Below are 16,113 nucleotides of genomic sequence, written 5' to 3'. Positions count from 1 at the left end.
CCCCAACCGCAGCTGATGCATCACCCGTTGCCAGTTCCTGAAGGGTGGAACCGGCTAAGACTCAACAAAAGGGAAAAAACCAATCACTGTGCTATAAATAAAACTTATTGTCATTAATAATTTTGACAAAAATGCAACATTAATAGATTCCTGTTCGTATAATTACTATAAGTAACGAACGGATAAACAGGCTTCTAGACATGGAAACGACCACTGCCGCCGGCATTACTCCAGGTGAAATGCTCCTGCTTTCATCAGCCCGCCGCAACGTGCGGGAAGTCCTCAACCACCCGGCTTTCCCCGCCGAGCGCCGCCAGCGGGCCGAAGCCGTCATCAACGCCTGCACCGACGCGGCGCAACTGCTGCGCTGGAAGCAGCTGGCCTTGCGCGAGTGCGAAGCGTGGGAGGACGCCGAGCTAATCAAGGAAGCCAACCTGCTCGGCCCGGCCGCCCACCCGGACTACCTCTTTTAACCGCAACCCCAACCCTCACGCCTACCGCTATGAAAACCGCCCCCACCTCCGCCCCCCGCACCGACGTGCAGGAAATCATCACCAATCGCATTATCCTGGCGTTGGAGAACGGCGTTACCCCGTGGAAAAAGCCGTGGAACGCGGCCCATGGCGCGCCCCGCAACTACCGCAGCAAGCACGTCTATACCGGCATCAACGCGCTGCTGCTCGGCATGCTGCCCTACGACCAGCCGTATTACCTGACCTACAAGCAGGCCCAGGAGCTAGGCGGGCAGGTTCGCCGGGGCGAGAAGGGCATGCCGGTGGTATTTTGGAAGGTATCCAAGAAGGAAGACGCGCAGGGCAAGGAGAAGAAAGTAGCATTCCTGCAGTACAGCACCGTTTTCAACATTGCCCAGATTGACGGGGTGGAATGGAAGCTGCCCGAGCCTTCAAGCCGGGAGCACACCCCCCGGCAAGCCGCCGAGCGCATTATGGCCGGCTACGCCGATGGCCCGCGCATCCAGTACCTGGGCAGCGAAGCGTACTACCGCACGAGCACGGACACCGTAACGCTGCCCGAGGCCAGCCGCTTCCACTCGGCCGAGGACTTTTACCTGACCGCGTTTCACGAACTGGTCCACAGCACTGGGCACGGCAAGCGCCTGAACCGCCCCACCCTAACCGAAAAAGCTTCTTTCGGCAGTGCGACCTATGCCAAGGAAGAGCTGGTTGCCGAGTTGGGCGCCGCGTTCCTGAGCAACACGGCCGGCCTTGATTTAGCCGTGACCGAGAACAATACCGCAGCCTATATCGAGAGCTGGTTGCAGGCCCTGCGCAACGATAAGACCCTGATTATTTCAGCCGCCAGCCAGGCCCAGAAAGCCTTGAACCACATTCTGGGTATTACCCCCGGCTACGAAGCCAGCGAGGCCGGAGCAGAGTAGGGGAGGGGCAAACGGGCCACCTGGAAAGTGCCGGGTGGCCCTGGGCCGCGACAAAAGGAGAATAGCCTTTCCAACCCGGATGCCAGACCAAAGGGAAAGGAAAAGGATTGGATAATCTGGTAAAAAAATCATTATTAATTATGGCAAATATGCAACATTAATACGGGCGTTTTCGTTTAAGTAGTACAAGCTACCAGCACAAAGACAGCATGAAAGCCGCCCAGCCCTACCGCCCCGCCCGTCGCATTCCCGCTGCCCGCCTGGAACGCCTGCAAGCCAGCAACGCCGTGAAACGCCAGGCCCGCCAAGACGCGGCTGCGCGATTGGTCAACCCGGTGCCCGAGTTCGAGCCCGCCCCGCGCCTGACGCTGCTGCCCGGCGGACTGCACTGGTTTAATCAGGCGCCGGTGCCGGCGGTCGGAGATACGGTAACCGTGTACCGGGAGGGACACCCGGAGCAGGCCGAGGTAAAGGGCTACTGCCACGTGTCCGGCTTTCTGGGGCTGGTGACGGAAACCACCCGCCCGGCCAAACCCAGCCGCCGCAAACAGCCCGGCCCCAGGGCCGGCGTGGTATTCGGCAGCCAGTTAGCCCTGGCCACTTAGTCTGCTTTCCAGGCCACCAGCGTGGCCCTGCTTTTTCTCACGCATCTACTCTCGCCACTATGCTTACTCCTGTTCCAGCCCCCCAGCAGCCCGTAATCAGCCCGCTTGACTGGGCAGGGAACCCGCAGCAGTGCCCGCCATGGGTCGGCTTTCCCTCCCTCGCCGGTTTACCGGCCGGCCTGACCTGGTCCGGCCGGGGCGACGTGCCGGCCATCGGTGCCCGGGTGCACATCTACCTGAACGGGTTCGGACCCGCGCAGGTAATGGCGTACTTTCACGCGGAGGGCTACCTGGGCGTGATATGCCAGCCCGACACGATGCCGGTGCGCCTGCAGCAGCACGGCGTGACGCTGGGGCATTTCTTCGGCCGGGAGTTGGAGCCCTACTCGCCCGGCCCTGCCGCCCCGGCGCTGGCAGCAGAAGTCGGGGCGATTGAGCCGGTCGCTTTTCCCCTGAATCAATCCAATGATTGGATTCCGGACTACCCGCCCGAGGAAGGGGACGAACTGGTCCGGGCCAACCAGCATGGCGCGGAGCATCCGGAAACCCGCCCAGACGCGGGGCTAGTGCTGGCCACCGGGGGACCTTTCCAGCGTAGTTAAGCTTTGGCCCCGTGGCCAGTACCCGCCCCGGAAGCTGCCTGGCTGGCTTGATCTTTATTTCTTTTGTCTTTTTCGCCTGGCCAAACAAGCGCGCAACCAAAGCAGATGCTGAAGTGCAGCACAGCTAGCGGAGCCCGTTCATCTTAAGGAACAGGCCACCTGGGTTCTTGTCGGCTTTAATCTTCTCGGTTTTGAGCTTGTAGACAAAGCCGAACAACGCTTCCGTGAGCTTGGGGCTGCCCAGAATCTCGTGCACCAGCTTGGCGTCTACGATGCCCATGGTTTCTAAATGCTTGCGCGCCATCTGGGCGCGGGCGTCGTCGGCCGGCAGCTCAAAGGGGATCAGCAGCTGCTTCGGCTCCTGGGCGTTGATGAAGAACTTTACCCGGTCGTAGGCCCGGCTCGACTTTAGCAGCTCGTAGCTGATGTTCAGGTCCGTTCGCTCGTTGATTTGAGCGACGGCGACTTTGAGCACGTAGCGCTGCAGATCGGCTACGCTCACGTACTGCTCCGGCTCCTTGCCTTTCGGGTCCTTGAGGTTGAGCATGTACTTGAACTCGTCCAGGCTGTAGGTTTTGGTGTGGCCCACGTCCTTCCACTGCGACACGAGCTGGTAGACCCGCTTGGCAAACTTGCTCGTCAGGCTGAGCGCCGCCTGCAGGTGGTAGCTCGTGAAGTTGCTTTTCAGGTCGATGAGGTAGGGCCGCATCTTCTCCGAGATTTCCAGCTCGATGATCCCCTTGCCCTTCAGGTATTCCGCCGAGGCCAGCAAACCGACCTGCAGTACCTTGGCCTTGTCCTCGATGTGGTAGATGCGGCTGTTAAGCTGTTCAGTAGATTCAAGCAGCTGCTTGTAGTTCCACTGGCGGCCGGTCAGCATCTCCAGTTCCCGGACGCGCACCTGATACATGGTGCCTGGCTTATCCTGGCTGCTCAGCTTGGACAAGAGCGCAAAGACAATATCCATTTCACAGGCGCTCATCTCATAGCGGGCCGTGGTAATGGCATTGTGCTGGCGCACCTGGACCGATGTAACACCTTCATTACCAGGAGTAGACATAGCAGCTAAGTATGGTTCGACCGACCAAACATACGGCGAAAAATCGGAAACTATGAGCCATGTTTACGAACCTCGCATTTAGCTTATAAAACCTCACACTTAAGCTTATAAAACCTCAGAGTTAACTTATAAAACCTCGTACTCAGCTTATAAAACCTCAGAGTTAACTTATAAAACCTCGCATTTTGTGCTTGCATCAAGCTGGTACATAATGAGTTAGCACGCTCTACAAATACTGACAAATACTAAAAATACCACAAAGTTGATGTCGGAGGCATTTAAAAAGGGTTTTAGACTGATAGTGAGGGCAGGAAGGAAAAACAACAAAAAAACAGAGTACAAAATAGCACAACCTGCGATTGTACTTTTCTACTATTTTTTACTATTATTTACATGCTTGTGCCCGTGCGTTATACCCTTTATCAACCAGACGTACAAGTGCGTGCCTTTAACAATACTGCTCCCAAGGCCCCTAGGAGCCCCTTTCGACTTATAAAATCTCATAGTTAGCGTGCCGCTCGGCAAGAGCCTGAATGTAGCAACTCAGTTGGCCACCCTTAGCCCTTCCCGCGCACGTGGCAGGATCCGCCCGTGCAAGCCGGCAGAACCACGGCAAAGCCTCTTTTCTTGGCCCTAGCCATAGGCAGAAGACTTACTTGCCCCAAGTAGCAAGGCCCAGCCAACGCGGGTCACTTGCCCTCGTGGGCGAGCATCTTGTCCGTGGACCTCAACTGTACCACGACTTATAAAATCTCAGAGTAACGTCACTTAGCCCCATATTACCCGTCAAGCTAACTGCTTGGGCCGCTTAACTTCTGTACCAATTTTTTAACCAAGGCCAGCCCAACAATAAGCATTCGGCTCAGCCAGCAGGACATTTTGCAATTGCAAAATTGACAGGAAGGAAGCACAGGCAATGAATAATATTGATTAAAGTTTGCTATTAACATTGACATTTATGCAACATTAATGCAGATGTGTGCGTTAGAGTTATAGAAGCCCACCCTATGTATCCCTGCTGTATGAACCCCGCCCCCAGCCCGAAATCCGCCGTTGTCGAAGAAGCCTACACGATTGATTCTTCAGCAGCTCGGCAGCAACAAGTTTCTCGTCATGACCGGAGCCCACAAGCTCCTGGCGGCTGGCCGGTCGGAACACAACCCGCATCCCTGGTTGCGCATGAACCTGCGGAAGAACCAGGCGCACGTAAACCGCCTGAAAATTACCCTCATGCCGACCGACACCTACACCATGGAATTCTACTGCCAGAAGATGGTCGATTACCTGCCAGTGATTACGCACCTGCAAACCTTTAAGTAGGTCTATGGTGACCAGTTGCCAGCACTGTTTACGGCAGTTACGGGCTACGATACGCACCTTTAGCGCATGCCAACTGCCTTATTCACACTGGAAGTACGCCGGGGCCGGCGCAAACCTTGTCCTTCACGGGTGACCAGTACCCCAAGGAGAGCCGGCTGCGCTACTACCGCGGCGTGCCACCACGCCGCGGTAGTAGCGCAGCGTCAGTATCCGGCAACGGGTATACAGCCACCCCGGTCCGATGCCCGCGGAGCTGCCCGAGGGAGCCACCGGCATGTGTTACTCGGCAATGAGCGATGGGTGGCAGGAATACCGGGCTGAGTGGTCCGCCAGTATCACTACCCACGAGCTACCTGAGTGGCTGACCCTTATCTTACCACAAAACGGCTTCGCCCCTGCTTCCCATCCATGAGCATAGCCCTGATCCCCACCGTTCAGGACCCGGACTGGAAGGCTTTCCGTGCCCGCGTCATCGCCGCCATTACCGACGCGGAGGTGCTGATGCAACAGCGGGGCCGGGGCATTAACTGCGTGGTGCTGACCGAGGAAGTCGCCGAGCAGTTAGGTCTGGTGCTGGATACCACGGCCGCCTATGAGCGGTTGCTGACGCTGGTGCGAGCCACCCGGTCCATCGCCCAGGAAAGCCTGCGCTGCACCCGCGAGCAGCACGGCGGACAATTCGCTCTACTGCTGCTTTAACGCCCGTGGACTCACCTCAGGACTTGCCCGCTGGCCACGCCGTGTTTTATGCGCGTGAACAAAGCGTAGGCATCATTTACGAGACGTATACCTTTGTTGACGGACCGGCCGCCCGGCCTGGCGTGAGCCTGCTGCTGGCCGATGGGCGCAACCTGGGCGGCTTCAGTGCCCAGGAAGCGGACCGGTTCCTGCAGCCGTTGGGAGACACGGGCCTGCACTACACATTAGACTTTATTCGGACTGGTTAGTGATTTTATCGCGTGAGTAGGCGCGTAGCGGGCTGCGCACACGCAGGTTGTGCAGGGCGCAGGCGACGAGCATCACCGTGTCGCGGCGCCACTCACCGCGCAGGCGCAACGTGCCGCCGATGGCGTGCAGGCGTTTGATGCCGCTGTGGGCGTGCTCGATGACGACGCGCAAGGGGCTGAGCAGTTGGTTGTAAAGCCGCTGGGCAAAGGTCAGCTCGCCCTTGCGCGGCTTCTTGTGTGGCATCTCCACCACGGCGCCGGGCGGGGCGTGGCCGAGCAGGCCCAGATCCTGGCGCAGCACGCTGCCCGGCGGCAGGTGCTGCGCGTACTCGTCCGCCATTTTCTTGTCATGCACCCGCCCGCCTTCCCCGGGCGAGAGGTAGTGCACGTACTGCGCCCGGTCGCACAAGGTCATGTGCTTCAGGCGGTGCGCTTTTTTTTGGCGCTGTACTCTTCGGCTTGCCCGTCCCGGTCGTGGTTGCGCGGCACGCCGCGCTCGAGCCCGTCGTAGGCAAAGACCTTGTCGGGGTGGGCGGCCAGGCGCTGGGCCAGCTCGGCCCCGTCGCGCACGGGCAGCAGCCCGCGCCGGTGCAGCACTTGGTTCAGCACGCCCAGCACGGCCGTGGCCTATTGGCTCACGCGCGCTTGCGAAACGCCGAAGCTGGCGGCCTGGTGCTGCTGCAAGGCGTTGCTTTTCAGGCACGTGAGCAAGAAGAATAGCTTCACTTCGCTGCCGGCCAGCACGGCGTTCGGCCGCTCCCGATGCGCGGGGAATTGCCGCCGGGCGCCCGCCAACGTGTGCCAGCGGTGGTATTGCTCCCAAGCCGGCGCGAAGTCCGTGAGCAAGTCGTCAAACTCGGCCACGTGCAGGCTGGTCAGCGCCACAAACTGCCGCGGCTTGGTGCGTAAAGCCAAATAATCCATGGCACAAAGCTACGACCCGCATTCCACGCGGGATAACTTACACACCTTTTCCGAATAGGGTCTATTCACCGACGTGGGCCGATTGGCCGCCGACTACCGGCGCCGCGTCTTCAGCGAGGCCCTGCACACGGCACAAGTCCTGCTCATCTCACAGACGCTGGCCGGCAGCATAGCCGCCAACTGGTAGCGGTAGCCAGGGACGGTGCCCTGATAACCACTAGGCCTGGCCGCTAAGCCCCGTGTTATTAAGCGCAAATAGCGTATCCTTGACTTATAAAAAGTGGTTTTTAGCCACTCCAGCCCGCTGCCTGCTATGTTTTTACAATGCCTCACCAAGAGAGACTGGGTTACCGATTACGGCTTTCGCAAGGCCCTGGAAGCCAATCCCGGCACCATGACCTTCGCGGGCCAGGCCATCGGCCCGCGACGCCGAGACATCGTGTCTTACTGGCAGGCGGAGAAAGACCATTATCGCCTCTGGGAACTGCTGCTGTACATGGGGAGCCACACCGCGCCGCAGACCTTGGCGTATTTCGACCTGCCGGCCGATACGGTGGCGTTTCTGCGGTAGGTATACAACCACGTCTCCCACGAGCAGCGGGAGCAGGTACAGGAAATGGTGCAGGGCTTTGCCAGCGGCTTCGACCAAATGAATTTCTTTCCCTACGCGCAGCTCTACTCCATTTGGCAGCGCGCCGATGAACGTGAGGCCCGCCGGGGCAACGTTCTGGTATACCTCGACCGTATCACCGAGCCCGACGGGCGCGAGCGGGCGCGCTACGCGGCCCCCATGCTCTACGAGTAGGCAGTTCCCGGAGCTTGGCATTGTCATTACGGGCGGCGCACCGTAATAGTGACAATTTATCCTGGTTCTTTTGCTGTCATGACCAAGAAAGCAACGCCCACCCCATCTGCCGACGCCCCGGTAACCGTCCGCGTAAAGCCTTTACCCCGCCCCGAGCCGACTACGGCTACGGAGTGTTCTACGCTGGCCGAGCTGATTCACTCACTGGGCAGCCGTGCGATGGTTGCTGAGCGGTGGGGAGTCGCCCCGCGCACCATCGCGCTGCGGATGCAAAAGCCTGAAACCGCTTCGCTGGAGGAATTGCAGCGCCTAGGCGCGCTCACGGGGCTGGATTTGCTAACAGTAGTAAAGCTGGCATACCACCAGATGCAGAACCCCATTGAGGTGCCCACTGCCCATCTAGGCCGCCCCTTCGGCAGTACCTCCCGCAAGGCTTAATTCTTTCCCGTATGCAACCAGTTATTGCCGGTGTTCGTGGAATGCTCTACCAACTGGCCGAACTGCTGTTGCCCTACCCGGACCCGGTGCAGCACCCGGCCACCGCCAGTGCCCTCGACGCGCCTAACGAGTTTTTGGTCGAGGCCCCCGACTTGGATACGATAGCCGAGTGGCTGCAATTCCTTGGGGAGGATACGACGGTCGAGCAGCTGCGCGCACGTTTTCAGCGCCAAGACGGGCTCGTATGCCTGCCCTGATTTGTTACCCAGCTATTTCTGCTACATAGGAATGCGGGGCCCTTATTTAGCAGGACACTGTCGCAAAATATCCAGTATAAGCGACACCTGATGGTAGTCAGCGCTATCCTCTTCCGTTAAAACGCCCAGATGCTTCAAGCATTCAAACTCCGTTTCATCGACACAAACTTCGGCCATTCCATAGGGTGAGGCAACGACAATGCAGCGACCACCGGGGCAATCCGTGTCGCTGAGCGAAAGCTTGCATATCATTGCTTTGCATCCATTAAACTCTTCTGATTCAAGTTCGGAAATGGTAGGTGTCATTGCTTAGAGGGAACAGACTGAGGTGGCAAGCTATCGCTTGTAAGAAATTATGAAGGAGAACAGACTGCGTTTGCGAGACAGATTTTAGCCCTAGTGCAGCGCCAAAGGCTACGGATGCACTGCTCCCGCGCCGGCGTCCTGGTAGTCTTGCCAGTCGGTGGGGGAGATTGTACCCTTTATAAAGTCGCTTAACCCAATATCGTTCTTTTCGAGCACGTAACGACGAAGCGGCAGCGCGTCCTTGTTAGCCTCAAAGCCTAAGGCGCGCATAGCCGCTTGCGGTCCTGCCGGCACTCCTTTTAGCCATTCTAGGTAGTCGGCTTCCGTCGCCTCGATGTAGTGATGGTGGTAGTAGCAATACGTGGAATTACCCCAGCGAAGCAGCTGCGCCAGCCGGGCTCTTTCCCAGTTATCTTCTTGCTTGGCCAGTGAGGTGGCCTAGCGAAGCTGGACAGAATTGTGACGTAAATTCCTTCTGTCATGGCAACGACCCCACACGAAAGCAAGCCGGATAAACGGCGCAAGTACGACGACGCGTTCAAGGCCGAGGCCCTGCGTCTGGCCCGGGAAAGCCGCTCGACGCGGGCAGCGGCGCGCCAGCTCGGTGTCGGCGAGCGGCTGCTCTACCGCTGGCAAGAGCAGCAAGCAGCGGCCGAGCTAGGCAGCGCCGAGTTGGCCCGCGACCCGGAAGTGCGCGCCTTGCGCGCCGAGTTGCAGCGGGTGCAGCGCGAGCGGGACATCCTAAAAAAAGCCTTGGCCATCTTCAGCCAGGAGACGCCGTGAGCCGCTACCACTTCATCGACCAGTACCGTGCGCAAGTACCGGTACGCGAGCTGTGCACGGTGCTGCGGGTGGTCCCGAGCAGCTACTACGCTTGGCGCAAGCGCCGCCAGCAGTCGGCTCCGGCCTGGGAGCGGGCCGTCGTGCGCGCCTTTCAGCGCCACGGGCGACGGTATGGGACGCGCCGCTTGCGGGCCGAAGTGCAGGCCGAAGGCCATCAGATTGGCCGTTGGCGCATCCGTCGTGTGCTGCGGGCCCACGGCTTGCAAGCCCAGCAACCCCGCTGCTTCGTGCCGCGCACCACCGATTCGGCCCACAGCCGGCGCGTAGCCCCCAACCGCCTACTGCACCGGCCCCGCCCCACCGCCCCCAACCGGGTGTGGGTCGGCGATATTACGTGCCTGCCCAAACAGGGCGGCGGCTGGCTCTACCTGGCCAGCTGGCTGGACGCGTGCTCGCGCAAAGTGATCGGCTGGGACGTGCGCGAAATCATGCCCGAAGACCTGGTCAGCGAAGCGCTGCGCCGGGCCCTGGCCGTGCGCCAACCCGCCGCCGGACTGATCGTGCACTCCGACCAAGGCAGCCAGTACACGGCCACGCGCTTCGGCGAGTTACTCGCCCGCCACGGCGCCGAGCCCAGCATGAGCCGGCGCGGCAACTGCTACGACAACGCCCAGGCCGAGTCCTTCTGGAGCCGGCTCAAGACCGAACTGCTCGACGGCGGCAGCTTCCCTGGGTTGGAGGAAGCGCGCCTCGAACTCAGCCACTACATTGCCTACTACAACGAGGAGCGGCGACACTCCGCCCTCGGCTACCGCTCACCCAACCACTTCGAAACCCAACTGCAAACAACGTCACAATAGTGTCCGGCTCAACTGGACCGCCTCAGGCGCAGCTCTTCGTAGGTGGAGAGTACCAGTACCACATGATGATGTGGGTGACGATTGTTAAGAATAAGAAAAGGAGTTCGGCAGGCGTTGTTGGCGCCAGGCCAATCTTACGCTGACGATACCTTTTCCGGCCGGGTACACTCTACTCGCGTCGGTTTTCCAGGCTCCTGAATATGGGCCAGAACGGTGTTATCACCCAATTATGTGAGGCTAGCTCCCGGCGCGCAGCGCTTTCTTTGTCTTTGGCCTTTCGCTATCTTACCTCAATATGCTTCAACTTCTGCGCTTCGCCACGGCCACCGGCGCCCTGCTGGGGCTGACGACCGCAGCAGCCATGGCACAGCAGCCGGCGCCGGCGCGCGTCACCTTCAGCGGCTACGTGCGCGACGCGAGCACCGGCGAAAACCTGATCGGCGTGGCCGTGGTGCATCCGGCGTCGGGCCAGGGCACGGCTACCAATACCTACGGCTTCTTCTCGCTGACTTTGCCCGCGGCCGATTCCACTACCCGTCTGCTGGCTTCGTACCTGGGCTACCAACGTCAGGTGCTAGCCCTGAAGAGCGACAAAGGCAAGACGCTCGACATCCGCCTCAAGCCGGCCACCAGCGAACTGCAGAACGTGGAAATCGTGGGCACCAAGCAGGAGCAGATTGCCCAGAGCACCCGCATGGGCACGGTCAACATTCCGCTCAACCAGATCAAGGCCGTGCCGGCGCTGTTTGGCGAACGGGACGTGCTGAAGGTGCTGCAGCTGCTGCCCGGCGTGCAAAGCGGGGCCGAGGGCCAGAACGGCCTGTACGTGCGCGGCGGCTCGCCCGACCAGAACCTCATCCTGCTCGACGGCACGCCGGTGTACAACGCCTCGCACCTGTTCGGCTTCTTCTCCGTCTTCAACGCCGACGCGCTCAACAACGTGGAGCTGGTGAAGGGCGGCTTCCCGGCCCGTTACGGCGGCCGTCTCTCCTCGGTGCTCGACATTTCGATGAAGGAGGGCAACATGCAGGAGTTTCACGGCGAAGGCGGCATCGGCCTGATTGCTTCCCGCGTGACGCTGGAAGGGCCCATCAAGAAAGACACCGCTTCGTTTATCGTCTCGGCCCGCCGTACCTACATCGACGTGCTCACCCGCCCGCTGGTGAGTGCGGCCCTGGCCTCGCAGGGCATTCCGCGCGACGAGCGGCCCAAGATTGGCTACTACTTCTACGACTTCAACGCCAAGGTCAACTGGAAGCTCAGCCCGCGCGACCGGCTGTACCTGAGCGCCTACACCGGCCGCGACGCGTTCTACGCCCGCTTCCGCGAGGGCGCCCGCAACAGCGAGGAGTTTTCACGCATCAACACCGAGCTGGGCTGGGGCAACCTCACCTCGGCCCTGCGCTGGAACCACGTCGTCAACGACCGGCTCTTCGCCAACACCCACCTGACCTTCAGCCGCTACCAGTTCGACGTGGGCGTGGAGCAGGAAAACCGCCGGCGCAACCCCGACAACCAGCTCGAAACCGAGAAGTTCTCGCTCCGGTACCTCTCCAACATCCGCGACTGGAGCATCAAGTCGGACTTTGACTACGTGCCCCTACCCAATCACTACGTCCGCTTCGGCGGGCAGTACATCTGGCACCAGTTCCGGCCCGGGGCCGTGCAGGCCAAGTCCTCTGACCCCAACAGCAACCCCAACTTCACCTTGGGCAAGCGCGTGTACGGGCAGGAAGTAGGCCTCTACGCCGAGGACGACTACAAGGTGACGGAACGGCTCAAAGTCAACGGCGGCCTGCGCCTCAACGGCTTCGCCGTGCAGGGCAAGCTCTTTCCCTCCCTGGAGCCGCGGCTGGCCGCCCGCTTCCTGCTCACCGACGAAGTGGCGCTCAAGGCCTCCTACGCCCGCACCAGCCAGTTTATCCACTTGCTCACCAACAGCGGCATCGGCCTGCCCACCGACCTGTGGGTGCCGGCCACGCCCAAGATCAAGCCCCAGCGGGCCCAGCAGTTTGCCGTGGGCGCGGCCCGCAACCTGCGCTTCCACGGCGAGGACTACGAGCTAAGCTTGGAGGGCTACTACAAGCCCATGCACAACCTCATCGAGTTCCGCGAGGGCGCCGACTTCCTGGGCACCACCGACAACAACTGGGAGGACAAGGTGACCAGCGGCCGGGGCTGGGCCTACGGCGGCGAAGTGTTCGTGCAGAAGAAGTCGGGCCGCACCACGGGCTGGATCGGCTACACCCTGGCCTGGAGCACGCGCCGCTTTGCGGAGCTGAACCAAGGCCAGCTCTACCCCTTCAAGTACGACCGGCGCCACGACGCTTCGCTGGTGGTCATTCACCAGTTTTCGCCCACCTTGCGCCTGTCGGGCACCTGGGTGTACGGCACCGGCAACGCCATCACCCTCTCGCGGGGCCGCTTCCTGCTCGGATCTGATTTCGGGCAGTTCGACGACTACGGTCCGCGCAACTCCTACCGCATGCGCGCCTACCACCGCATGGACCTGGACCTGAGCAAGACCAAGAAGAAGAAGTGGGGCGAAGTCGTCAACAGCTTTTCGCTTTACAACGCCTACAGCCGCCGCAACCCCTACTTCATGTACTACCGCGAAGGCTACACCGATCAAAACGGCAACGTGCGCGAGAAGCCCGGCTACCGCCAGATCAGCCTGTTTCCCATCCTTCCTTCGTTCAGCAAAAACTTCAACTTTTAATGCAACGCGCCCAGTTTAATGCACTTTCCTCGTCAGTTTCGGCCGGAATTATCAGCTTTGGCTACGGCGCCGCGGCTCTACTAGTTTTGCCGCTGCTGGCCGGCTGCGAAACCACCATCGACGTACCCGAGCCCGCACACACGCCCAGCGTGGCCTTGCTGCTCACCCTCGACAACCTAGACCCGAACGAGGCGCTACGCCGTGCCTCGTTCGTTGGCCGGACCCCCTTCGTGAGCGTCAGCCAGCGTGGCTACGACACGCGACGGTTGGAAGGCAACGACCAGGCGGTCATCGAAGTACGCGACGAGGTCGACCAGTTGGTAGAGCGCTACCGCCCCGTGGTGCCGACCCCAGGCGCACCGCCTTCCTTCCAGAAAGGCCGCTACCAACCCACGCAGCGCTACCGCTTCGAGCCCGGCCGTACCTACGCTGTGCGCGTGACCGTCCCGGACATGGTCCCGGCCGAAAGCCGCCTCACCCTACCGACGCTTGTGCCGGTGCAGATCAGCGTTATGCCCCTCAGCAGCACCGGCGACCAGAGCCGCCTGCGCGTGACCGTCGCGTTCGACGACCCCGCCGCCGAGGGCGATTATTACCTAGCCACGGCCCGCCTCGTCAACGCCCAAGGGGAGCCAATCGGCTCGTTGCAGCCGGTTCCGGACGAGAACGGCCTCAACCTGCCGACTTTTCGCATCTCGGGTCTTGGCACATCCAGCCTCAACGCCTTTTCCGACGCCAACGTGAATGGACAGCGTGTGAGCTATTCCGATGACCTGCAGTACTCCCTGGGCAGCGTAGGCAACCAAGTGGCGTATTTGGAAGTCACGCTCTCGCACATCACCCGCGACCTGTACCTGTTCTACACCAGCTACCGGCGTTACTCCAACAGCAACGGCAACCCCTTCTCTGAACCATCGCCGCTGTACTCCAACGTTACAGCCGGCTTCGGAATCTTCGGCGGCTCTACCGACGCCAGCGCCCAGCTGCGGCTGTAAGCGCGGGCGGTGGCCCCGGCTGGGCTACCGTCAAACGCCCTGCGTAAACTCTCTAACCCTAAAGGCACGGTGCCACTGGCGTCGTGCCTTTGGGGTTTGTTTGTGGACCCGGGCTTTTGCCCTAAGCTACTATTCTGGCGACTGGGACGCGATAGTCGAGCACATGGCTGCCAAAGAAGGTCTTACATACCTTTCTGCATACCTGTAATTACACCAAACAGCTAAGCCCGTGCGCGACCTGCCCAGTGGTAGTTCCTCTACGACAACATCAACAAACTCCGGTTATCTTAATCTCGTGACCCCACCCGGCTCACCTTCGGACTATGCTCCAATGAACCTTAGTTGACCCCACCAGCTTCAACTTTGAATTAAACATCCAGCCAAGGCAAGTGTTGGACGAGAGAGGCATGATCATTAAAGTGGATACGTGGGCGTAAGGGTTTGCAAGCGGCCTCCAGTTCGCTGAAGAATTTACTGGACAAGAATGGTTCTTGCGCAACAGCTATTCTGGTCGGCACTGATTAGCATGCTACGCCGATGCATCCATGCGCTGTCCGCCCAGGGCATCCGAATGCACGTGGCATCCCATCGTTCGACCACTTCACCTCGGGCGTCCTACTCAGCAGGGTACCCCCCGCCCGGCGACTGAGCACGAAATTAAGCACATCAGTTAGCGTACGCTGCTTCGTGGTACGAAATTGTCGTTAACGGTCGCCTCTTCTTCCGCCTCGTGCTGCGCGTCTAAAGCAAACCGGGAGTGGGCAAGAAAAATCCGCTCCAAGACCATCGCCAGCAGCATCACTGCCAGGCATCCTAGGACGTTATACCACAGATAGGCGATATCCGTCAACCAAAAAGCCAGTCCCGTGGCTATCTGCGTGACCACTGAGGCACAGAAAACGGCCCGGCTGCCCACTTTGGGTTGAAAGAAGGCCACGGCGAAAATGCCCGGAATGATGCCGTAGAACAGGGAATCAATAATATTAACGGCTTGGATCAGGTTTTCCATGCGAACCGCAAACAAGGCAAATCCCACGCCCAGCACGCCCCAGCCCATGGTGGCCCAGCGCGAGACGCGCACCAGATGGGCTTCTGTGCAGACGGGCCGCTTGGAGAACGGCCGATAAAGGTCCACCAGGGTGGTGGAACCCAAGGCGTTCAGCCCCGCGGCGGCGCCGCTCATGGCGGCGCTCAGCACCACGCCGACGAGCAGGCCGACGAGGCCTCGCGGCAGGTATTGAAGCACGAAGGTGATGAAGACGTAGTCCGTATCCTTTGCCTCGGCCGCCGAGCCGGTGCGCTTCACCAGCGCCTGCCAGCTAGTGCGAATGGCGGTTAGGGTGTTTTGGGTGTCTTGCAAGCGTCGCTGGGCGGCGGCTTGCCGGGCGGGGTCGGCGGCGTGGCGGGCGCTTACGAAATCCGTCGCGGCCTGTTGCTGGGCAGCCTGCACGGTGCGCAGGTGCCGCTCCAATTGCTGGGCTTTGCTGGCGTCGGGGCTTTGGAGTACCTGCTCGTAGATGGGCCGGTTGAAGGTAAGCGGGGCCGGGTGAAACAGGTAGAAGACGAACAGTAATACCCCAATAAGGGTGTTGTTAAACAAATAGGGTAAAACCTCCGACTCGGGGGTGCCGGCGTCTGCTTTTGGCCCTATTTTGTAGAGCGTACGGCGCGAGCCGATCTGGAAGTAGTCTATGAGCTGGCGGGTGGACTGCTGGCCGGCTTCATAGAGTCCCTTGACGGCGGGCGCGATTTTCTGGTAGCGCGGGGCCAGGCCCGCGGGGCACCCGCCCTGCCGGCCGCGGGCGGCCGGCAGCCCGGCGCGGGTGCGTTGCACGAGCACGTTGCGTTCGTGCTCGGCCAGGGCGCACCCCAGCCTGGAAGAGGCGCGCCTGGAACCGCCCACTACATTGCTTACTACAACGACGAGCGCAGGCACTCCGCCTTCGCTTACCACTCACCCAACCGCTTTGAAACCCCGCTCCAAACCACGTCCGAAAAGTGTCCGGCTTAACTAGACCATTTAACTTTTATCCAAGGCCATAGATGATAGTGAATTTGCAACCATTCGGTGCGGGACGGGCTCTCGTTAGTAA

Annotated in this window: 20 protein-coding genes and 1 pseudogene; 15 read left to right on the top strand and 6 right to left on the bottom strand. The window is 60.4% G+C overall.

Translation table 11 applies throughout. The annotated features are described in order from the left end of the window. Positions 1-200 precede the first annotated feature (200 nt). The 4 genes from ACE191_RS21310 to ACE191_RS21295 all read left to right on the top strand — a co-directional run bounded on the left by ACE191_RS21310 (position 201) and on the right by ACE191_RS21295 (position 2,606). The gene (locus ACE191_RS21310; RefSeq protein ID WP_400194278.1) at positions 201-473 is read left to right on the top strand and encodes a hypothetical protein; all 273 of its coding nucleotides are present in this window, start codon (positions 201-203) and stop codon (positions 471-473) included. Positions 474-502: 29 nt separating this feature from the next. Beyond that, complete coding sequence (locus ACE191_RS21305) at positions 503-1,399, top strand: ArdC family protein (RefSeq protein WP_400194277.1); 897 nt, start codon at positions 503-505, stop codon at positions 1,397-1,399. Positions 1,400-1,608: 209 nt separating this feature from the next. Beyond that, a complete protein-coding gene (locus tag ACE191_RS21300; protein ID WP_400194276.1) occupies positions 1,609-2,004 on the top strand; it encodes a hypothetical protein in 396 nt (131 codons plus the stop codon). 59 nt (positions 2,005-2,063) lie between these two features. Then, positions 2,064-2,606, top strand: coding sequence for a hypothetical protein (locus ACE191_RS21295; protein WP_400194275.1), 543 nt, complete (start codon positions 2,064-2,066; stop codon positions 2,604-2,606). Positions 2,607-2,730: 124 nt separating this feature from the next. Here the strand turns inward: ACE191_RS21295 and ACE191_RS21290 are convergent, their stop codons facing one another. Then, positions 2,731-3,666: a replication initiation protein gene (locus ACE191_RS21290; RefSeq protein WP_400194274.1), complete on the bottom strand. Its 936-nt coding sequence runs from the start codon at positions 3,664-3,666 to the stop codon at positions 2,731-2,733. 1,179 nt (positions 3,667-4,845) lie between these two features. On the opposite strand from ACE191_RS21290, the gene ACE191_RS21285 reads away from it, so the two are divergent. The 3 genes from ACE191_RS21285 (at position 4,846) to ACE191_RS21275 (ending at position 5,933) form a co-directional block, all read left to right on the top strand. Further along, positions 4,846-4,986 carry a hypothetical protein gene (locus ACE191_RS21285; RefSeq protein WP_400194273.1) on the top strand — a complete coding sequence of 47 codons (141 nt, stop codon included), beginning with the start codon at positions 4,846-4,848 and terminating at the stop codon, positions 4,984-4,986. A 408-nt stretch (positions 4,987-5,394) separates the two neighbouring features. Then, complete coding sequence (locus ACE191_RS21280) at positions 5,395-5,685, top strand: hypothetical protein (protein ID WP_400194272.1); 291 nt, start codon at positions 5,395-5,397, stop codon at positions 5,683-5,685. A 5-nt stretch (positions 5,686-5,690) separates the two neighbouring features. Beyond that, positions 5,691-5,933 carry a hypothetical protein gene (locus ACE191_RS21275; protein ID WP_400194271.1) on the top strand — a complete coding sequence of 81 codons (243 nt, stop codon included), beginning with the start codon at positions 5,691-5,693 and terminating at the stop codon, positions 5,931-5,933. Here ACE191_RS21275 and ACE191_RS21270 read toward each other — a convergent pair. From ACE191_RS21270 to ACE191_RS21260, 3 genes are read right to left on the bottom strand one after another with little or no spacing between them, the layout of a single operon-like run. Continuing rightward, a complete protein-coding gene (locus ACE191_RS21270; protein WP_400194270.1) occupies positions 5,917-6,348 on the bottom strand; it encodes a transposase family protein in 432 nt (143 codons plus the stop codon). The two genes, ACE191_RS21275 and ACE191_RS21270, sit on opposite strands and share 17 nt — an antisense overlap. A gap of 5 nt (positions 6,349-6,353) precedes the next feature. Beyond that, positions 6,354-6,551, bottom strand: a complete 198-nt coding sequence (locus tag ACE191_RS21265) for a hypothetical protein (RefSeq protein WP_400194269.1) — start codon at positions 6,549-6,551, stop codon at positions 6,354-6,356. A 9-nt stretch (positions 6,552-6,560) separates the two neighbouring features. Further along, a complete protein-coding gene (locus ACE191_RS21260; protein ID WP_400194268.1) occupies positions 6,561-6,857 on the bottom strand; it encodes a hypothetical protein in 297 nt (98 codons plus the stop codon). 313 nt (positions 6,858-7,170) lie between these two features. Between ACE191_RS21260 and ACE191_RS21255 the strand changes: the two genes are divergently transcribed. From ACE191_RS21255 to ACE191_RS21240, 4 genes are all read left to right on the top strand, one after another. Then, on the top strand, positions 7,171-7,428 hold the full coding sequence (locus ACE191_RS21255; protein ID WP_400194267.1) for a hypothetical protein: 258 nt from the start codon (positions 7,171-7,173) through the stop codon (positions 7,426-7,428). Between the two features lie 78 nt (positions 7,429-7,506). Further along, positions 7,507-7,662: a hypothetical protein gene (locus tag ACE191_RS21250; protein ID WP_400194266.1), complete on the top strand. Its 156-nt coding sequence runs from the start codon at positions 7,507-7,509 to the stop codon at positions 7,660-7,662. A gap of 78 nt (positions 7,663-7,740) precedes the next feature. Then, positions 7,741-8,100 (top strand): hypothetical protein, encoded by a 360-nt coding sequence (locus ACE191_RS21245; protein ID WP_400194265.1) that lies wholly within the window; start codon positions 7,741-7,743, stop codon positions 8,098-8,100. 11 nt (positions 8,101-8,111) lie between these two features. Beyond that, on the top strand, positions 8,112-8,357 hold the full coding sequence (locus ACE191_RS21240; protein WP_400194264.1) for a hypothetical protein: 246 nt from the start codon (positions 8,112-8,114) through the stop codon (positions 8,355-8,357). 42 nt (positions 8,358-8,399) lie between these two features. Here the strand turns inward: ACE191_RS21240 and ACE191_RS21235 are convergent, their stop codons facing one another. Then, positions 8,400-8,663 (bottom strand): hypothetical protein, encoded by a 264-nt coding sequence (locus ACE191_RS21235; RefSeq protein WP_400194263.1) that lies wholly within the window; start codon positions 8,661-8,663, stop codon positions 8,400-8,402. A gap of 480 nt (positions 8,664-9,143) precedes the next feature. Between ACE191_RS21235 and ACE191_RS21230 the strand changes: the two are divergent. The 4 genes and pseudogenes from ACE191_RS21230 to ACE191_RS21215 form a co-directional block, all read left to right on the top strand. After that, positions 9,144-9,383: pseudogene (locus tag ACE191_RS21230) on the top strand (transposase); the annotation flags it as partial. Further along, a complete protein-coding gene (locus tag ACE191_RS21225; RefSeq protein WP_400194302.1) occupies positions 9,293-10,306 on the top strand; it encodes an IS3 family transposase in 1,014 nt (337 codons plus the stop codon). The pseudogene ACE191_RS21230 and the gene ACE191_RS21225, both read left to right, overlap by 91 nt. Positions 10,307-10,601: 295 nt before the next feature. Continuing rightward, positions 10,602-13,025, top strand: coding sequence for a TonB-dependent receptor domain-containing protein (locus ACE191_RS21220; RefSeq protein WP_400194262.1), 2,424 nt, complete (start codon positions 10,602-10,604; stop codon positions 13,023-13,025). A gap of 86 nt (positions 13,026-13,111) precedes the next feature. Next, a complete protein-coding gene (locus ACE191_RS21215) occupies positions 13,112-14,020 on the top strand; it encodes a DUF4249 family protein (RefSeq protein WP_400194261.1) in 909 nt (302 codons plus the stop codon). A 670-nt stretch (positions 14,021-14,690) separates the two neighbouring features. Here ACE191_RS21215 and ACE191_RS21210 read toward each other — a convergent pair. Beyond that, entirely contained in the window at positions 14,691-15,854 is a 1,164-nt protein-coding gene (locus ACE191_RS21210; protein WP_400194260.1) for a hypothetical protein, read from the bottom strand. Positions 15,855-16,113: the final 259 nt, after the last annotated feature.

Source organism: Hymenobacter sp. B81, from assembly GCF_044628455.1.
Classification (GTDB): domain Bacteria; phylum Bacteroidota; class Bacteroidia; order Cytophagales; family Hymenobacteraceae; genus Solirubrum.
Note: the sequence above shows the minus strand (reverse complement) of the source record. Positions and strands in the feature narration are given on the sequence as shown.

Bases quoted from the DNA above. Each gene is read 5' to 3' on its own strand.
- ACE191_RS21310 (WP_400194278.1), top strand. From the start codon at position 201: ATGGAAACGACCACTGCCGCCGGCATTACTCCAGGTGAAATGCTCCTG.
- ACE191_RS21305 (WP_400194277.1), top strand. From the start codon at position 503: ATGAAAACCGCCCCCACCTCCGCCCCCCGCACCGACGTGCAGGAAATC.
- ACE191_RS21300 (WP_400194276.1), top strand. From the start codon at position 1,609: ATGAAAGCCGCCCAGCCCTACCGCCCCGCCCGTCGCATTCCCGCTGCC.
- ACE191_RS21295 (WP_400194275.1), top strand. From the start codon at position 2,064: ATGCTTACTCCTGTTCCAGCCCCCCAGCAGCCCGTAATCAGCCCGCTT.
- ACE191_RS21290 (WP_400194274.1), bottom strand. From the start codon at position 3,666: ATGTCTACTCCTGGTAATGAAGGTGTTACATCGGTCCAGGTGCGCCAG.
- ACE191_RS21285 (WP_400194273.1), top strand. From the start codon at position 4,846: ATGAACCTGCGGAAGAACCAGGCGCACGTAAACCGCCTGAAAATTACC.
- ACE191_RS21280 (WP_400194272.1), top strand. From the start codon at position 5,395: ATGAGCATAGCCCTGATCCCCACCGTTCAGGACCCGGACTGGAAGGCT.
- ACE191_RS21270 (WP_400194270.1), bottom strand. From the start codon at position 6,348: ATGACCTTGTGCGACCGGGCGCAGTACGTGCACTACCTCTCGCCCGGG.
- ACE191_RS21260 (WP_400194268.1), bottom strand. From the start codon at position 6,857: ATGGATTATTTGGCTTTACGCACCAAGCCGCGGCAGTTTGTGGCGCTG.
- ACE191_RS21255 (WP_400194267.1), top strand. From the start codon at position 7,171: ATGTTTTTACAATGCCTCACCAAGAGAGACTGGGTTACCGATTACGGC.
- ACE191_RS21250 (WP_400194266.1), top strand. From the start codon at position 7,507: ATGAATTTCTTTCCCTACGCGCAGCTCTACTCCATTTGGCAGCGCGCC.
- ACE191_RS21245 (WP_400194265.1), top strand. From the start codon at position 7,741: ATGACCAAGAAAGCAACGCCCACCCCATCTGCCGACGCCCCGGTAACC.
- ACE191_RS21240 (WP_400194264.1), top strand. From the start codon at position 8,112: ATGCAACCAGTTATTGCCGGTGTTCGTGGAATGCTCTACCAACTGGCC.
- ACE191_RS21235 (WP_400194263.1), bottom strand. From the start codon at position 8,663: ATGACACCTACCATTTCCGAACTTGAATCAGAAGAGTTTAATGGATGC.
- ACE191_RS21220 (WP_400194262.1), top strand. From the start codon at position 10,602: ATGCTTCAACTTCTGCGCTTCGCCACGGCCACCGGCGCCCTGCTGGGG.